Origin of the sequence: Pseudomonas sp. TH37 (genome assembly GCF_016650735.1) — a bacterium.
Classification (GTDB): domain Bacteria; phylum Pseudomonadota; class Gammaproteobacteria; order Pseudomonadales; family Pseudomonadaceae; genus Aquipseudomonas; species Aquipseudomonas farris.
The window spans coordinates 174,924-190,823 of record NZ_JAEKFD010000002.1 but is presented as its reverse complement, the minus strand read 5'-3'; the positions used below and the strand labels follow the sequence as shown (position 1 = coordinate 190,823).

At 49.8% G+C, this 15,900-nt stretch carries 15 protein-coding genes; all 15 read right to left on the bottom strand.

Annotated elements, in window-relative coordinates; translation table 11 throughout:
* Positions 1 to 5: 5 nt before the first annotated feature.
* A complete protein-coding gene (locus JFU11_RS05975) occupies positions 6 to 773 on the bottom strand; it encodes a capsule biosynthesis GfcC family protein (RefSeq protein ID WP_123721063.1) in 768 nt (255 codons plus the stop codon).
* Positions 770 to 1,429, bottom strand: coding sequence for a YjbF family lipoprotein (locus JFU11_RS05970; protein WP_342032645.1), 660 nt, complete (start codon positions 1,427 to 1,429; stop codon positions 770 to 772). The genes JFU11_RS05975 and JFU11_RS05970 overlap by 4 nt, the downstream gene beginning before the upstream one ends.
* Positions 1,430 to 1,443: 14 nt before the next feature.
* Positions 1,444 to 2,556, bottom strand: coding sequence for a polysaccharide biosynthesis/export family protein (locus JFU11_RS05965; RefSeq protein ID WP_201121242.1), 1,113 nt, complete (start codon positions 2,554 to 2,556; stop codon positions 1,444 to 1,446).
* 87 nt (positions 2,557 to 2,643) lie between these two features.
* Positions 2,644 to 2,916, bottom strand: coding sequence for a hypothetical protein (locus tag JFU11_RS05960; protein ID WP_038978349.1), 273 nt, complete (start codon positions 2,914 to 2,916; stop codon positions 2,644 to 2,646).
* A gap of 416 nt (positions 2,917 to 3,332) precedes the next feature.
* The gene (locus JFU11_RS05955; protein ID WP_123721059.1) at positions 3,333 to 4,676 is read right to left on the bottom strand and encodes a UDP-glucose/GDP-mannose dehydrogenase family protein; all 1,344 of its coding nucleotides are present in this window, start codon (positions 4,674 to 4,676) and stop codon (positions 3,333 to 3,335) included.
* 12 nt (positions 4,677 to 4,688) lie between these two features.
* Entirely contained in the window at positions 4,689 to 6,116 is a 1,428-nt protein-coding gene (locus JFU11_RS05950) for a mannose-1-phosphate guanylyltransferase/mannose-6-phosphate isomerase (RefSeq protein ID WP_123721058.1), read from the bottom strand.
* A gap of 54 nt (positions 6,117 to 6,170) precedes the next feature.
* Positions 6,171 to 6,647, bottom strand: coding sequence for a glycosyltransferase (locus JFU11_RS05945; protein WP_123721057.1), 477 nt, complete (start codon positions 6,645 to 6,647; stop codon positions 6,171 to 6,173).
* The gene (locus JFU11_RS05940; RefSeq protein WP_201060055.1) at positions 6,648 to 7,103 is read right to left on the bottom strand and encodes a hypothetical protein; all 456 of its coding nucleotides are present in this window, start codon (positions 7,101 to 7,103) and stop codon (positions 6,648 to 6,650) included.
* Positions 7,104 to 7,138: 35 nt separating this feature from the next.
* Positions 7,139 to 8,113: a glycosyltransferase gene (locus JFU11_RS05935; RefSeq protein WP_201060054.1), complete on the bottom strand. Its 975-nt coding sequence runs from the start codon at positions 8,111 to 8,113 to the stop codon at positions 7,139 to 7,141.
* Positions 8,114 to 8,155: 42 nt separating this feature from the next.
* Positions 8,156 to 8,698 (bottom strand): acyltransferase, encoded by a 543-nt coding sequence (locus JFU11_RS05930; protein WP_201087358.1) that lies wholly within the window; start codon positions 8,696 to 8,698, stop codon positions 8,156 to 8,158.
* The gene (locus JFU11_RS05925) at positions 8,699 to 9,562 is read right to left on the bottom strand and encodes a polysaccharide lyase (RefSeq protein WP_123721054.1); all 864 of its coding nucleotides are present in this window, start codon (positions 9,560 to 9,562) and stop codon (positions 8,699 to 8,701) included. It lies immediately after the preceding gene.
* A gap of 19 nt (positions 9,563 to 9,581) precedes the next feature.
* Positions 9,582 to 10,733 carry a polysaccharide pyruvyl transferase family protein gene (locus tag JFU11_RS05920; protein ID WP_201060053.1) on the bottom strand — a complete coding sequence of 384 codons (1,152 nt, stop codon included), beginning with the start codon at positions 10,731 to 10,733 and terminating at the stop codon, positions 9,582 to 9,584.
* Positions 10,730 to 12,190, bottom strand: a complete 1,461-nt coding sequence (locus JFU11_RS05915) for an oligosaccharide flippase family protein (RefSeq protein WP_201060052.1) — start codon at positions 12,188 to 12,190, stop codon at positions 10,730 to 10,732. The genes JFU11_RS05920 and JFU11_RS05915 overlap by 4 nt, the downstream gene beginning before the upstream one ends.
* On the bottom strand, positions 12,187 to 13,458 hold the full coding sequence (locus JFU11_RS05910; protein ID WP_201060051.1) for a DUF6369 family protein: 1,272 nt from the start codon (positions 13,456 to 13,458) through the stop codon (positions 12,187 to 12,189). The genes JFU11_RS05915 and JFU11_RS05910 overlap by 4 nt, the downstream gene beginning before the upstream one ends.
* Before the next feature lie 209 nt (positions 13,459 to 13,667).
* The gene (locus JFU11_RS05905; protein ID WP_201060050.1) at positions 13,668 to 15,896 is read right to left on the bottom strand and encodes a polysaccharide biosynthesis tyrosine autokinase; all 2,229 of its coding nucleotides are present in this window, start codon (positions 15,894 to 15,896) and stop codon (positions 13,668 to 13,670) included.
* Positions 15,897 to 15,900: the final 4 nt, after the last annotated feature.

The window sequence follows — 15,900 nt, the reverse complement described above, 5'->3', positions numbered from 1 at the left end:
GCACTTCAAGGGGCCACCTCAGCCAAGGGTTGAGTGGCGAGAAACTCGGCCAGTTGTTGATTGAGCTCTGGGGTCGGCATCTCGAGGTCATCGCTCCTGATCGGCACCAGGATCCTGCTGCCAGGAGCAGCCACGATGCCATCCTCGCGATTCCATGCCGCCACACCCACGCGCCTGACCTGGCCGTCGGGCTGGATCAGCCACAGGTAATCGCGCTCGGCGTCGTCGAGGATGGGGCAGTCCTGCGCGTAAGCACGGACTTCCTGCAGGGCGCGGTAAGGCACATGACAGGGCTGCGCGACTGCCCCGAGGACTTCCACGGTGGACGGCCGCGCGGGATAAACAAGACGGTCACCATCATCCAGCAATGCGTTGCGAGCGAAGCCCACTTCCACGGCGATCGGGTCGAGCACTGCAACCTGGCGCCCAGTGACCGGCAGTCGCTCGATCTGCTCATACAGGCGCGCACTCAAATCTGCTCGCGTGCCCTTGCCATCCAGCAAGGCACCCCGCTGCAGAAGTTTCAGATCGAACAGGACGCCTGCCTTCAAACGTGCTTGCTGATCCTCCAGCGAGCGGTGCAGCCATGCTGCACCCAGCCAGTAACTTTCGGCGTTGGGTTGGGCGCCTCGAATGACGTCCATCAAACGTGCACCGGGCTTGACGTCGATGGGACCGGGGCTGCGCACATCACCGCTGACTGTCACGGCTGCCTGGCTCACGCCCGGCCCCATCAAGAACAAGCCCAGCAACACAAGGTTCGAACACTTCACCGGGCAGCCCCCCGATCAGGGCGTACCTGCACGATTTTCAGGAATAGCTGCGGCGTCAGGTGCTGCTCGCTGCGCAGGATGAAACCGTCCTGGGGGTCGATCCAGAAGCGGTTGGTGGCGCGAAAATTCAGGGTGGGTACATCCACCTGCTCGTCGATGCGCAGCAAGGCGTAATCCTTGTCCAGAATGCGAATGGTCTCGATATCGTGGGTGCTGAAACGGCTGTTGACGGCGATACCGATACGGTTGCCGTCATAGATGTCGATCCAGCGCGTGCTGGTATAGCCGTTGGGTAAATGCTGAAGGCCGCGTTTGAACGGCGACTCATCATTGAAGCGAGTGCCATCCAGTGAAACGCCCAGCCCCACGGTGCGTACCACGAGACCGTCGCGCATCATCAGTACTTGCTTGCCAGAAGCGACCCAGAACTGCAGGCCGCCCTGCCGGCGAGCCATGGCCATCACCCCCTCGCTGGAGGTAGTGGTGACAAGGATCTGCGGATACGGCACGGCGTCGACCTGAGCGCGGGTCAAGTTGATGGAGGCAGGTCCTGTGACGGAGGATTCCAGGGTGTCCCAGGAGGCCCTCATCAACGGGTTACACCCGCACAGCAAGAGCGCCATCGTCAGACAGGCACAGGTAGGCAAAATTTTCACGGCGGGATAGAGCCTTATCTGCTGTTGGCTTCGCTGAGGTCGTTAACCGAGCTGGCACCGGTCCCGAGGACACTGGCGGTAGGCAGAAGCTGGGTGATCAAACGGTTCCAGCGCGTCACGCCGGCCGGGCCGACATAGACGATGTCTTGCGGTTGCAAGTCGAAACGGGTGGCCAGCACCAAAGCGGAAGGCGATTCTGCATCGAGCTGGAATACCTTGGCCGGTTCGGTTTCCAGGTTATCCGCACCGCGAATCACGTACACCGCGTTGCCATTGGAGGTGGTCTGGTTCAAGCCCCCCACAGTGCCCAGGGCATCGGTCAGGTTGATCGATTTGCTCTTGAAGCTCAGCGCGCGGGGCTGATTGACCTCACCCATGACATAGATCCGCTTGAGATCGTTGTAAGGCAGGTACAGTCGGTCGCCACCCTTGAGGTAGACGCCCTGCAGCTGCGAGTCCTGGCGATTGAGGGTGTCCAGATCCAGCTTGTACTCGCGCCCGTCGCGGGTCAGCGTCAGGCCTGACAGGTCTGCATTCGTCGGGTCCACACCGGCCGCGCCAATGGCCTCCACCACACTCAACGGGGTGGTGGTGATCGGCTGCTGGCCGGCTTTGATCACCGCACCGGAAATCACCACGGTCTGGCTGGCGAAGCGCAATACGCTGACGTCGACCTGAGGGCTTTCGACAAATTGCGACAAGCGCTCGGCGATAAAAGCTCGCAACTCTTCGATGGTTTTACCGGCCGCCGGAATATTACCGATGTAGGGATAAAACAGCGTGCCGTCCGGACGAACCAGGCGACCGTTGGCATCGATTTGCTGTTGCGGCCCGGAAGGCGCCGTCAACTCCGGGTGATCCCAGACCGTAATAAACAACAGGTCGTTGGCACCCACGCGATAACCGCCCGAAGTATAAGACAACAACTCCGAGGGGACCGATTCGCGTACGCGTGTGGCGGCATCCATGGCAATCAATTTAGGGGTGATGGGAATAAGTTCCACACGGCTACTCTCCGGAGAGCCGTCACTCACCATTTGACTGGTGTCCATGTGTTGACCAGGCGAAAACATACAGCCGGACAAGCTGATACTTGCCAGCATAACAACAGAAAACCTACGGATCATAATGGCACTACGCTAGTCGAGGGCAAGTCTAAAACAAGATCACCCAGAAAGTTCTGAGTGATCTTGTACAACACACTTCGCGGGGTATTAGTTGGTACCAGTAGTACCACCCGTACCGGTGGTGCCGCCCGTTCCAGAGGTACCGCCATTGGAACTGCCCCCAGAGTTTGAAGCGGCCACTGCAGCGCCGACAACAGCCGCGCCGATCACCACGGTTTCGGCGACAGTTACACCCCCGACCAGCGGGGTGTTCAACGACAGTGGCTCGCTTGTGCTCACCGTATCGCTCACCGGTTCATCCGCTGCCAACGCCGCGGTACTCATGACAGCCAGCAAGCTGGCTAAAAGTAATTTCTTCATATCAGACTCCTTCTCGATATTAAACCCTTATAGAATTCTATAATAAGGGAGCAGGGATGGAACGGAGATGAAGAGGCAATGACAACTGCAGAAAGATCTTGTCGGATCACGCACGTAGCCTCCTCAGAATCATCTCACTCGTCGATAACTTAAACCAGTGGCCAACATTCGCCAAAAAGCCTGCGCAGATCACCTGGAAACCAGGTCAGAATGCGATTTTTGCGGATTTTCGAGGGAATTTGCCTGGCGTTAGCCGTTTTTCAACGCTCATCGTTGAGCGCGAACCTTCCAGCGCGCTGAGGCATTGTTAATAATGGTCAGCATTATCCGGGCTCTTGACCACTGGACTTGTTCATTCCAGGACACGGACCAAGTATGGAAGAGGGACTATGGCGCTTTCAGTGGCCTGGACAGCTTTAAATGACTGGCCTTACCGACAGCCCACGACCTATACCATAATAGTCGAATCCATTGGCTTTCATGCGGTGAGGATCAAATATGTTACGGCCGTCAAATATGACAGGAGTACTCAGTTTGTCCTTTATCAAGTCCAGGTCAGGGGCTTTGAATTCGCGCCATTCTGTCACAATGATTAAAGCATCAGCGCCTTGAAGCGCGGCTTCTTTGGTACCCATTAAAAGCAAGTCTTCTTTCATTCCATAAATTCGTTGCGTTTCGGCCATAGCTTCGGGGTCGAAGGCTTGCATTCTGGCACCAACGCTACGCAACTGCTCAATCAAGACGCGGCTGGATGCTTCTCGCATATCATCCGTATTGGGTTTGAAAGCCAAGCCCCAAATCGCAAATGTTTTTCCCTCCAACTGCCCATCGAAGTGATGTTGGATATGTTCGAATAGATGTTCCTTTTGCCGTCTGTTGACTTCCTCGACAGCTGACAAAAGCGTCGCTTTATAGCCGATCGACGACGCTGTGCGCTCCAGGGCTTGTACATCTTTTGGGAAGCAGGAGCCGCCATAGCCGCAGCCAGGGTAGATAAAGTCGTAGCCAATTCTTGGATCAGAGCCAATGCCCTTACGAACGGCCTCAATGTCTGCGCCCAATCGTTCGGCGAAATTAGCCATTTCATTCATGAACGAAATTTTTGTTGCCAACAGACAGTTAGCCGCATACTTCGTCAGTTCAGCACTTCTGATGTCCATTGTGATTATTTTTTCATGGTTTCTGTTGAAAGGCTCATAGAGCTCCCTCATCCGGTCCACGGCGTAGCGACTATCACTTCCTATGATAATTCTATCGGGACGAGTACAGTCTGCTACCGCAGAACCTTCCTTCAGAAACTCGGGGTTTGAGATAACGTGAAATTCCACCTCAAGGTCCCGAGTTTTCAATACGTCGGAAACTTTCATTCTTACTTTATCTGCGGTACCGACAGGCACAGTAGACTTGTTAACAATAATTTTAGTCTCCGTCATGTGGAGCGCGATGGTCGCTGCAACGGATAACACGTATTTTATATCAGCGCTGCCATCGTCGTCTGGAGGCGTGCCCACTGCGATAAACTGGATGTCACCATGATGCACGCCGCGTGCTGCATCGGTGGTGAAATGTAAACGCCCTGCTTCATGGCATTTTTCTACGAGAGCACTTAATCCAGGCTCATAGATCGGAATAATCCCGCTCTTCAGGTTCTCGACTTTAATAGCGTCGACGTCAACACAACATACGTCATGCCCTGCATCAGCAAGTACAGCCGCTTGAACCAGGCCCACATAGCCTATTCCAAAAACAGTAACATTCATTTTAATACTCCTTTAAATGAGCTCGAGGCGGCCATAACGATCTTCAAAACGAACAATGTCATCTTCGCCAAGGTAGGAACCCGATTGAACTTCTATCAACTCAAGGGGGATTCGCCCTGGATTTTCAAGAGAGTGCACAACCCCAATGGGTATGTAGGTGGATTGGTTCTCGCTCAGTAACACCTGTTTGTCACCGATTTGCACATTTGCGGTGCCTGATACCACGATCCAGTGTTCTGCCCGATGATGGTGAAGTTGAACAGAAAGTTTATGCCCAGGTTTGACGGTGATTCGCTTCACTTGGTATCTATGACCTTGGTCTACTGAGTCATATTTTCCCCAGGGTCTATAGACTTCACGATGGCTAGCGCCCTCGACTCGATTGTTTTTAGTGAGTTCAGACACTATTTTCTTGACGTCTTGAGAGTGCTCCTTGGTCGTCACCAATATTGCGTCCGAAGTCTCGACGACAACGACATCACTTATACCTAAAACAGTGACTAGACGATGGCTGGAGTGGACATAACTGTTGGTAACGCCTTGCAGCAACACATCCCCTTGTATGCAGTTTTCATTTTCATCCTTCAGGCCCGCTTCCCAAACCGAATCCCATGCGCCAAGATCGCTCCAACTGGAGTTGAGGATAACGACTGACGCGATGTTGGTTTTTTCCATGACCGCATAATCAATTGACACATTGGGCGCGTTCACGAAGTCCACTTGATTGAGCCTTGTGAAGTCGTGATCATGCGCCGCGTTGGAGAGAGAAAGTTCTGCGGCAACAACGATGTCAGGACTCAAGCGTTCCAATTCAGATTTCATGACGGAGGCGCGGAACATAAACATTCCGCTATTCCAGAAATAATTTCCTTGAGCAAGGTAGCTTTGTGCTGTTTCCAGGTCGGGCTTTTCTACAAAAGCATCGACGTGCGCAACGCCTTCGGCAGTGTCAATTTGCGTACGGATATAGCCGTAACCAGTCTCTGGCTTAGTAGGTACAACGCCGAAAGTGACAATTCGCCCCTTGTTGACTTCCACCTTGGCCAACGCAAGGGAAGCTTTAAAAGCGTTAATGTCGGTGATGACATGGTCTGCGGCTAAAACCAAAAGGATAGGATCATCCCCGTCCTCCAAGGCAGCCAGTGTCGCGGCCGCTATAGCGGGGGCGGTATTTCGTGCAGCGGGTTCCAACAGTATTTTTTGTGGCTTTATATCCAGAGATCTGCTTTGCTCAGCCACGATGAAACGATGATCTTCATTACAAACTATGATCGGAGGACTTAAGCTCTCGCCCTCTGTAGATAGATTTTTTATTCGATCTAAAGTGGCTTGAAACAAGCTCAAATCACCGTGTAACGATATAAATTGTTTTGGCTTGAGAGATCTTGAAAGCGGCCACAGGCGCGTACCTGAGCCGCCAGATAAAATAACTGGGATCATAGCGATTACTCAATGATTAAAGGTGATGAGAGAGTGTCGACAAACAGCGAAGGTTTAAGACGTGAACGACTTTATATAATCGATCAAACGATCTCTCTCCGTGAAGTCCAGCGAACTCTCTGCGTTACTGTAATTGAGTGCTGAATCGATAGCCGAAAAAAAATCATCTTTATCATAGGCAATAAAAACAGACGGAAAGCTCGAAAAATTCTCGACAGTGTCGTACTGATGGTTATTAATGTGCTCACCACGGTTGCTATCCCGAGGCACGATAACTATTGGTTTTCCCAGTTCAAGCGAGCGAATGATATTACCCATGCCCGCATGAGAGACGACGACTGCTGAGGTGTTGAAGTTTTTGGAAAACAGAGGTTCGGCTATTGTCTTGAACGCGGTAATGCGGCCCAAGTCCTTTTCGTTATCGCCGACTTGGGCAACAATAGGGACATGAGGGTTTGCATGACTCCATTCACTTAAATAGCTGAGCATTCTCTCAAACGGTGCTTGAGTGCCAACGCTGCAGAATATCATTTATACAATCCTCCCTTTATATTGAGCCCTGCTGTTTTCCGAAAGAGTGGGCCACTGCGTGAGCAATTCATCTACAAAGTAAGAAGCGATTCTGCCGGACAGAGAGATTTTCTTGGGGTTCGCAATACTATCAATCCAGAGCGTTTTTTTTCCCATGATCTTTGCGGTGATCAAACCCAGCAGACCCGGTGCCGCACCCGTAGAGATGACGTATTTTGCTTTGCTGTGGTAAACGATATTGAAGATCTGATAGAAGCCCTTAATAATCTTCAAGGGTTCATTTCTATTAAAGTCTGGGACTTTAACAAAATCGTGAAGTGGATACTGTGAGTGAACGCTGATATCGACGGTGGCAATGTTAACCTTTTGGCCGTCAAAAGCAGGAAGCAGTTTGCTCATCTGTACCCAGTGCCCACCTCCGGAACAAATCAGTAAAACATCATACGATTGACTCATGACGGTTCCCTTCCTGTCAGGATTAATAGACATCATTAGATAATAACGGCTGTTCTTAATAACTCCGCCTGGCCCTTCCAGCGTGTTATTCGCTTGGCTTTTAACTGGGCTGATTTTTCTTTATAGAGTTCTTCATTTTCGATGAGTTGAGATACCCCGAATTTTATTGACAGGGGGTCTAATGTCTCAACAAATACGGCCGCGTCCGAAAACAATGAGCGCAGTACCGTCGTGTTCGAGAGTGCCATCGGCCTGCCGGCACTGACCGCTTCGTTGGCCACACTCAATTGAACATTGTTGCGCGTTGTCAGACCGAGAACGACATTCGCGTTACACAATAGTTGTTCAAAAATCAATTTGCTCAGAAAACCCGTAAGCTTGATATTGGCTGGCATTGACTCTATGAGCGCCTCCGACAACTTGCCCTCATGCTTCCCTGTGATAAGAAAGTTTATATGAGGCATCTCCCTGGCTGCATTAATAACGACTTCTATCGGTTCGTCGATATCAAAAGAACAAGGGAAAAGCACATAGGGGGTCTGATGATCACTGGCGGGCGAGGCTTTAAAATCACACGGCAAATCTTCCAGGATGAAAATGTTTTCTGCGTTAACGCCTGCGTGAGATAACTCTTCTTTGACTTTGAAGTTGTGGACTACAACAGCATCGATTTTGTTGAGTAAAGACACCGTCCCCGGGAAAGTTAGCCACTGTTTGCGCAACAGGCTATTGTGTGCGTCAGCGATAATCTTGAGGCGTCTGTTCACCAAAAACTTGTAGGCCAATGCTATGTGCAACACAGGGCTCGGGGGCAGCTGGACCCAAACAACCTCAGGTGCATTGACGAAAAGCGCTTTGATCGTCTTAAAAGACTTAATCAAATAGTCCAATGGTCGTGTATATTTTTTTTTGAATCTGTTTGGGAGGTGCAGAATGTCATACGCCCAATATTGTTTCATTGTGTCGGCGCGTCGTTGATAGCCAACCCATGCGATCATTAATGATTTCACTTCAGAATCCTGCATAAAGGATAGTCGGGAAAATTGAGTGCATTACAATGCAAACCAAACAGGGAAGTCGGCGCTGTACAGAATGTTTTGATTTCTGAACCGAATATGTTTAGCCGGGTTTCCTCCCGCGATCGAATACTCTTCGACATTGCGCGTGACAACGCTGCCGGGATAAATAACCGCACCTTTTCCTATTGTGACTCCTGGCATTATCATCACATTGGGAAAGATCCACGCGTTATCTCCAATGACAACTGGCTTCCCGACTGTATTACTCATGGGGTCATCGATATCGTGCCCCAGTGTATAAATTTTTGTGTTGTGGGAGATATTGACGTTGTCGCCGATGCTGATTCCAGCCCTATTGTCCATGTAGCAGTTGTAATTTACTGTGCAGTTCTTTCCTATTGAGAATTTGCCAAATGAAAAAAAAATGACCCTTCTATGGACAGTAGTTTTGGTGCCAATGCGGCATCCCGTTGCCCTTAGCAGTGAACGTCTCAAGTTGAAAAAGAAAGCCAGGCTAAGCGCCGTATTAAATAAGGCAACCACTACCTTCTTGGTATTAAGCTTCAAGTTCTTCATCTAGTTACCTGCGCCCTGCCCTGATGTATTAGCGATGCGACGTGAACTCATCACGAAATTCCTGAACCGAATATTGGTACTGGCAGGTGTAGCGAAAGATGCGTTGTTTCCACCGAAGAAAGTAGAGAACAGCAAACCATCGATCGTTAAGTTTTTAGTGTCTCTAAATATCAGCCCGGTTTCAGAGTGCACCAGTTTTCTATCGTACCAAATAGAAATCACGCCATCGGCTTGACCCGGAGTATTTAATTTTACGAGTTGCTCTAATACGTGCCATCGCCCGACACTAAAGGTCCAGGAGCCCAAGCCTATTGCTGTCCCCCATGTTTTGCTGGTGGGTAAATAGGCATAGATTGCGCCAACGCCATTTTCTTTCCATATGTAGCGAGTGGAAAAACCATCATGGCCGTTAGGTATTTTCCCTCCTGTATTGCCTGTGCCGCCGTAGAGACCCGGAAGTTTTCCGCCTTTTACAAAATCAAAGTTTTTATCGAATTTCAATTCATAAGTAAGAATCAGGCATTCTCTACCCGATTGCTTGAGCCTGGATTTGAATTCAATTCCCCCGTAGGGTAAACCCAACCGGACCATCGAGCCTGGATCGTACGACCCGGCGGGATAATGTACCTTGATGTCTTTGATTTCGTTGCTGTAGGCTTTGTTGGTTAAATTAGCGCTGCCTTTTATACTTTCCTGTACTTGGGCTTTACCCTGACGACTGGTAAACGTCTGTGAAACATCTGGAAGTGACGGATAGATGTTTTCAATGTTTTGCTCGCAGCTGTCGTTTACGTCTGACGCACCGCTCGTAGCCACATGCAGAGAAAAAGCTAAAGCGAGTAGCGTCGAGCCTTTTGTTTTCACGTCAGTTGCCCCTCGAATCTTATTTGTTATCGACCCACTTCAAAAAATCATCGACAGCATTTTGTGCGATGGATGATCTCTGTGAAATCTCTTGCTTGAGGTGCTCTGCCATTTGCTCTTTGGATTGTCTGAATTCGCTAATGGTCGCCATGATCAGGTTATGGTCAGGAGCGCTGACCAGTTTGGTGCCACGCGGAAGCATTTCATGGACTTTTTTCAGTTTGTTTTCGATTTCAACAGCGATGGTTGGATAACCTAAAGAGGCAGGCAGAAGCACGCCGTGCGCCCTGGCGCTGATAATGACATCGGATTCAACTATCAATTTCGCCATGAACGTCTCTGGCGTGTCGATTGCGGCATCCCAGCACAACCATTCAAACGTGTGGTGCTTATCGATAAGATGCTGGTCACGTTCTTTATAAAGTGATACTAGACGAACCTGTTCACCACGTTTGGACAGTTCATGAGCGGCCTGAACCATTGCCTCGATGAATTTTTGTCCATTCACGTCATGCGGCCAATCGCGCAGGATAAAGGATAGGTATTTGTTTTTATTTGCGCTGTTTATGTTCAGATCTTTGCTGGAGATCCACAGATCGGAAAGTAGGGTCGGGTCCGTGTACACATCCACATCTGATTTTCCAAACGCATTGCAATGCTTTTGGCTTGTTCCGTCCCTGACGGAAATATAGTCACAACGATTAATGACACTGACTGCGCGAGTCAGCTGCTTGCCACCACCATCAAATGGGCCTAAACCGATACAGAATGCAGCAAGACGACGATGGAAAAAAATCTTGTCGATGCCGCCGCGCATCCCTACATACAAACGTAACAGTGTGGATTTTAAATCGGTTTGGGCTTTTACACTCTTATAAAGCTTTGACGCTTTAAGCGAAAGAGTGGAGGCTTTCTTGGCCGGAGGAATGAACGAGAAAAACTGACCGCCGCCGCCCAAAACAACCAGATCAGCTTTGACAGGTTCCTTGATATGTAACCATTTTATGCGCGGGTTAAAATTCTTGGCGACATCCGGATGGTCGACACCCACTGCAATGTCCGACTCTTTGAATCTCTTTTTCAGAATATTGATGACGCACAACATTAGTATGTCATCACCTAGATTACCAGGACCGTAAGCACCACGGATATAAACTTTACTGGAATTCATGCTGGGTTTCCAATTTCTACGGGTTCATTGAACATAGTATTCAAGGTAAACGTTGTTGCAACAATGTATATAAAGATCATGACCACTATCATCAATCGATACAGGGCGCTTTCAATATATGTGCTCGAAATGAAACTGACAAAAGGCAACGTCCACAAAATCAGAATTCTAGGGGAGACGAGTAATTCCAAGGGCAGTATTTTTTTGTATACGAAATAGGGCAGGCCAAGCAGAAAGTGTATTAATTGCGAGCCAATGAATGCTTTTGCAATGCCGACGGCGCCCTCCTCCCTCAGAAGCAAAGCTCCGGATATGAACAATACACCCCATAGAATATTACTCATGACGCTGTACCACGCCAAATCCATCACGATCATTTTTCTTGAGATACCGGATTTAAAGGCACTTAGCAGCGACCCCAGAATGACCAGAATCAACGTTACTTCAAAGTCCCGGCCAAGGAAGCTGTCCCCATAGAGTTTTGCCAGCAGTTCGGGGAACATGATGACCGGCTGTATAACAATCAATACGACTAACCAGCCGGATAGAAAGTTCAAGGCGTCTAGCTTCCGGCTTTTACCTCCCAGGGTTGCGGCTAGCATCGGGACAAGCACGGAACCTAATACCACGGAGACATGTGAGAATATTGCATTCCATTGCATGGCGGCTGCGTACATTCCTAACGCGGCGAGTCCGTTACTTGTTTCTGCCAACAATTTATTCGCGAGCCAATTCATCGGGGCGACCATCAGGCCTGTCAGCAAGACCGGGAGCCCGACCGAAAGAACGGTATGCTTTTCAGTCATTACACCTTTGAAACTGAGTGTAGTGTTCTTTGCCTTTAGTGTTTTCCAGCACGCGAGTGCGCTAAAAAACACAATTAACAGTTGAGAGCATGCCAGTCCCAGCAAGGCGCCATTGAGTCTGAATTTTGTCGTCAGGAAGTAAGTCCCCGGGATCGCGACGATGGCGATAATTCCATTGATCGTTGCAATAGACCGATATTGCCCCCAACCGGTTAAACACCCTTGGGTCCATCCAGACAAAATGATGAAGGTGATGGTACTCAATACAATCAGTGATACATATTTCAGATTGTCGGAGCCAAGAATGATGTTAGAGAAGAAAAGCGGAAAAAACAGAGCGATACCAATGATCATGGCGCTGAAAGATAAGGCAAATATCAGCGTTAGAGCGATACCTCTGCCCGTTTTTTCTGGGGAAGTCTCTTTAAATTGACCAATATGTTTAGCCGTCGCCGTCGTTGTGGCTTGGGCTGCGACATTGGCGAGCATCACAATGGCGCTTTGTATCAGGCCATACTCTCCAAATGATTGTGCACCCAGTACTCTGGCGACCAGGATGCCGGTAATGACAACCGAGACTTTCGTGGCCACGGCTGAAATGAAACTCCATGCAGTACTGGACACGAACTTTTTCAACAGTGCGTTGTTCATCTGGCTTTAACCTGAAAGGATGGGGCTATCAGCGGTTGATGAAATGTCAGCATTTTTTTACGTTGCCTGCCGGCGTGCTCCGCGACGACGCGTAAAATGATGGCGCTATAAGCGATTCCGATAGCGTACGGCTGATAAGGCGTGGCCGATACGATGAACATCAGCGCCAGAAAGGTGGCTATTGATACCGCAACCCGGGTTTTTAAGTGATGGGTAATGGACGTAGTGAATACAAATAGCAAGTACAAGCCGATGACCCCGTATTTAACAAAATACGTTAAGTAAGCACTGTCGATATTCGAGTTTTTGTCATCGAGACCACGGTATTCAAACCAGGGGATTTCAAAAGGAGTTCCGGCTCCTAGACCAACGAAGTAGTGCATGGGATTCATGTTGCGTATCAAGTCCAGCGCAGGGCTGAAGCGAGTGGTTAGCTGAACCGCCAGGCCTTCAGATGATAAACCGTCATTGATTCGATCAGCACCGATCATGTTGCTGACCCCAATGAAGGCCAGTAGCACGACTGAACCTAATAGTATGACGCCTATCATTCGAGCAGGCTTTGTATATTGGTGGATGATGACAGCTGCAAAAACAGAAACGAAAATGAATCTTGAATTGGCGATAAACAAACAGATGAATGAAGTCATCAAACAGATTCTCGCCAGCTTCTTTTTGTTCTCAAATACCCCAGGATCTATGAAGTAGTATATTAAATATGCAACGGCTGCATACGTGCCACCATCCAGGTACCTGTAGGCGTTTTCTTCATAGTAGACGTCTTGAAAACTGTACAGCCCCAATCGTAACCAAGCGATATCCAGTATATTGAAAGCTGTCATCGCAATTAATATTTTCAGTACCGTTTGCAGCGTCAAGGTTTTTGCTGCAAGGGTGGCGATGTTCGTGAGCACTATAAATGACAGGATCATTATAAAAGGTCGGATGTCTTTCAATAAGTACTTATTCGGGGACCCTATCAGGCCGCACGCGAGTAGTACCACATAGAGCCCACAGCCAAAAAGAAGGCCGGCGGGCACTGTTAATTGAAGTTTTTGTGCCACGACCTGTCTTGTCAGCAATGCACTCAGTGCACCGGCTATATAGAAATCAAAAAAATAGAGGCCTTTTAACGATATTATTTCGCTGTAGGAGTTCCCGGTGGGGATGACAGATAGCATGATGCCCAAAAATACAATTGAGTATTTTGGGGTTTTTACTGCAAGCAAACCCGCTGACAGGGCGATAAGCGATAACAGGTAGAACATGGTTTGGTATTCTTTATGCTGATGTTGTCATTTGACACGCTACCGCCCCAGGATTTTTCGTCATCTTCCTCAGGACGTGGTGTTTCCATGAAATATCGGTTTGATCATGCCTATTGGCATGATCCCGCGTAGCAATAACGACAAGCACTCAAGAACAACAGCAACGCCGTCAAAAATCTGAATTTATGACGCGACCCGTTCAACACTCATCAATTTTTGTCGGAGGCGTAGGCATAGTGGTAATAACCATAATCACTGTACCCGTATTTATTGGAGGCCTTTTTCTCCACGCCGTTAAAAATCGCACCTTTAATGGAAACGCCATTCTGGGAGAACCGGCGGACCGTCAACTCGATTTCTTTCGCCGGGTTCAGTCCGTAGCGCGTCACAATCAGGTTGGTCCCGGACAAGCGCCCGACAATCGCCGCGTCTGTCACTGCCAATATCGGCGGCGTATCGAGAATCACCAGATCGTATAGCTCGCTCGCCTGCTCCAATAGCGCGCTGAAATTGGCGTGCATCAGTAACTCGGAAGGATTGGGCGGGATTTGGCCTCGACTGACAAAATCGAAGTTGTCGATTTGGGTCTTATGGATTGCGGTGGCTACATCGCAGCGCCGGGCCAAGATATCGGAGAGCCCATTGTCTGAAGAAACATCTAACACTTTGTGCAGATAGCCTTTGCGCATGTCGACGTCGATCAACAATACCCGCAACCCGGTTTGTGCTATCACCACCGCGAGGTTAACCGACACGAAGGTTTTACCCACCTGAGGGCTAGGCCCGGAAATCATCAGGCGGTTATTGCCAGCCTCATGCATGGCGAAGTGCAGACTGGTACGCAAACTGCGCAACGCCTCGACGGCCAGATCGGTGGGATGAGTGACGGCCAGCAATGTAGAACCTGCGCCGGAACGTCCCCGTCCGCGAGAGACTTTGTCTTCTTCACTTTTCTGCAGAATGCTGTAAGGAATCGATGCGTAGACCGGTAACCCAAGTTGCTCGATGGCTTCCGGACTTTCCAGCCCCCGGTTAAGTGCCTTGCGTACCAGTACCAGGACAACCGCCAGGAAGCCGCCAAGAATCGTGGCGATCAATACAATCAAGATTTTTTTCGGTTTGACCGGTTTGAAAAAATTGACATCCGCGGTGTCGATCAGACGCACGTTACCGACCGTTCCCGCGCGCATCACATCCAGCTCCTGAGACTTGTTCAGCAGCTGGGTATAAATGGCAGTACCGACCTCTACATCCCGGGTCAGGCTCAGCAGTTCTTGCTGGGTGGAGGGAAGGCTCTCCACCTTGGACGCCAAACTTTTCTGCTTGCTGCTCAACTCACCAATCTGGGTCAACAATGCGCGATAGGCGGGATGTTGGCGGGTGAATTTGCGGTCCATCTCGGCTTGCTGCAACTTCAACTCCGAGATGCTGGTATCAAGCCCGACAATCTGATCGAGAATGGCTTTGGTTTCGAGCGTGATGTCCACGGATTTGCTGCGCGTCTGGTATTCATTCAAGGCATTCCCGGCTTTTTCCAGGTCCTTCTTGACCACCGGCAGTTGCTCTTTGAGAAACGCCAGGCTCTGCGCTGCCTCAGCTGAAGTGCGCTCTACGTTTTGCCGTACATAAATAGCGGCAATTTCATTGAGGGTTTTAATGGCCTGATCCGGATCTGTGCTTTCCAGCGCCAGCCCGATCATGCCCGATTCTTTTCCGCGCTCGGATACATCCAAATCCTCTTGGTAGTCGAGGATGCTGGTCAGGCGAGAATTGCGGATGATTCTGAAGCGGGTTCCAGGATTGGCGTGCATTTCTTCTATCTGAAACGCAATGCCATTTTGTTCGAAAAGTTGTCCAGCCTGGCTGGCCGCCAATACGTTGTCGTCTTCGTCCAACAGGGTGTAATGACCATTTTCACCCGCGGTCAGGGTCAACTTCTTGCCCAGTTGCGAGTCGGGAAGATCCAGTTTGAATATCTTCAGCGACTCCCCTCCCCAAGCGAAACTGTTCAACCCCAACAAGGGGTCGGCTATTTCACCGGGATTTTTATTCTGGAACCGACGAGCCAGGAACTCACCGACCACCGGGAAGTACATTGGTTGTATGACGATATCAAGTTTCAGGTTATCGACCGTTTTGCCAATCACCGCACGAGACTTGATCAGTTCGATCTCAGTCGCAGAAGGCGACTCTTTTCCCAACATGCTGCTGACATCGGAGAAACCCAACAAATCGTTCTTTTTCGCTTCGACCTGCAACAGCGCATTCGCTTGGTATACCGGGGTCGCAAGCACCGCGTACGCGACCCCAGCCACCATGAACGCACCGGTAACCGCGGCAATCAGCCATTTATGGTCGATGAGTGTTCCAAACAAGCCGAGAAGATCAATCTCGTCATTGTCGTCGTCCCGTACATTAACTACCGGTGCTTGCTGCATAAGT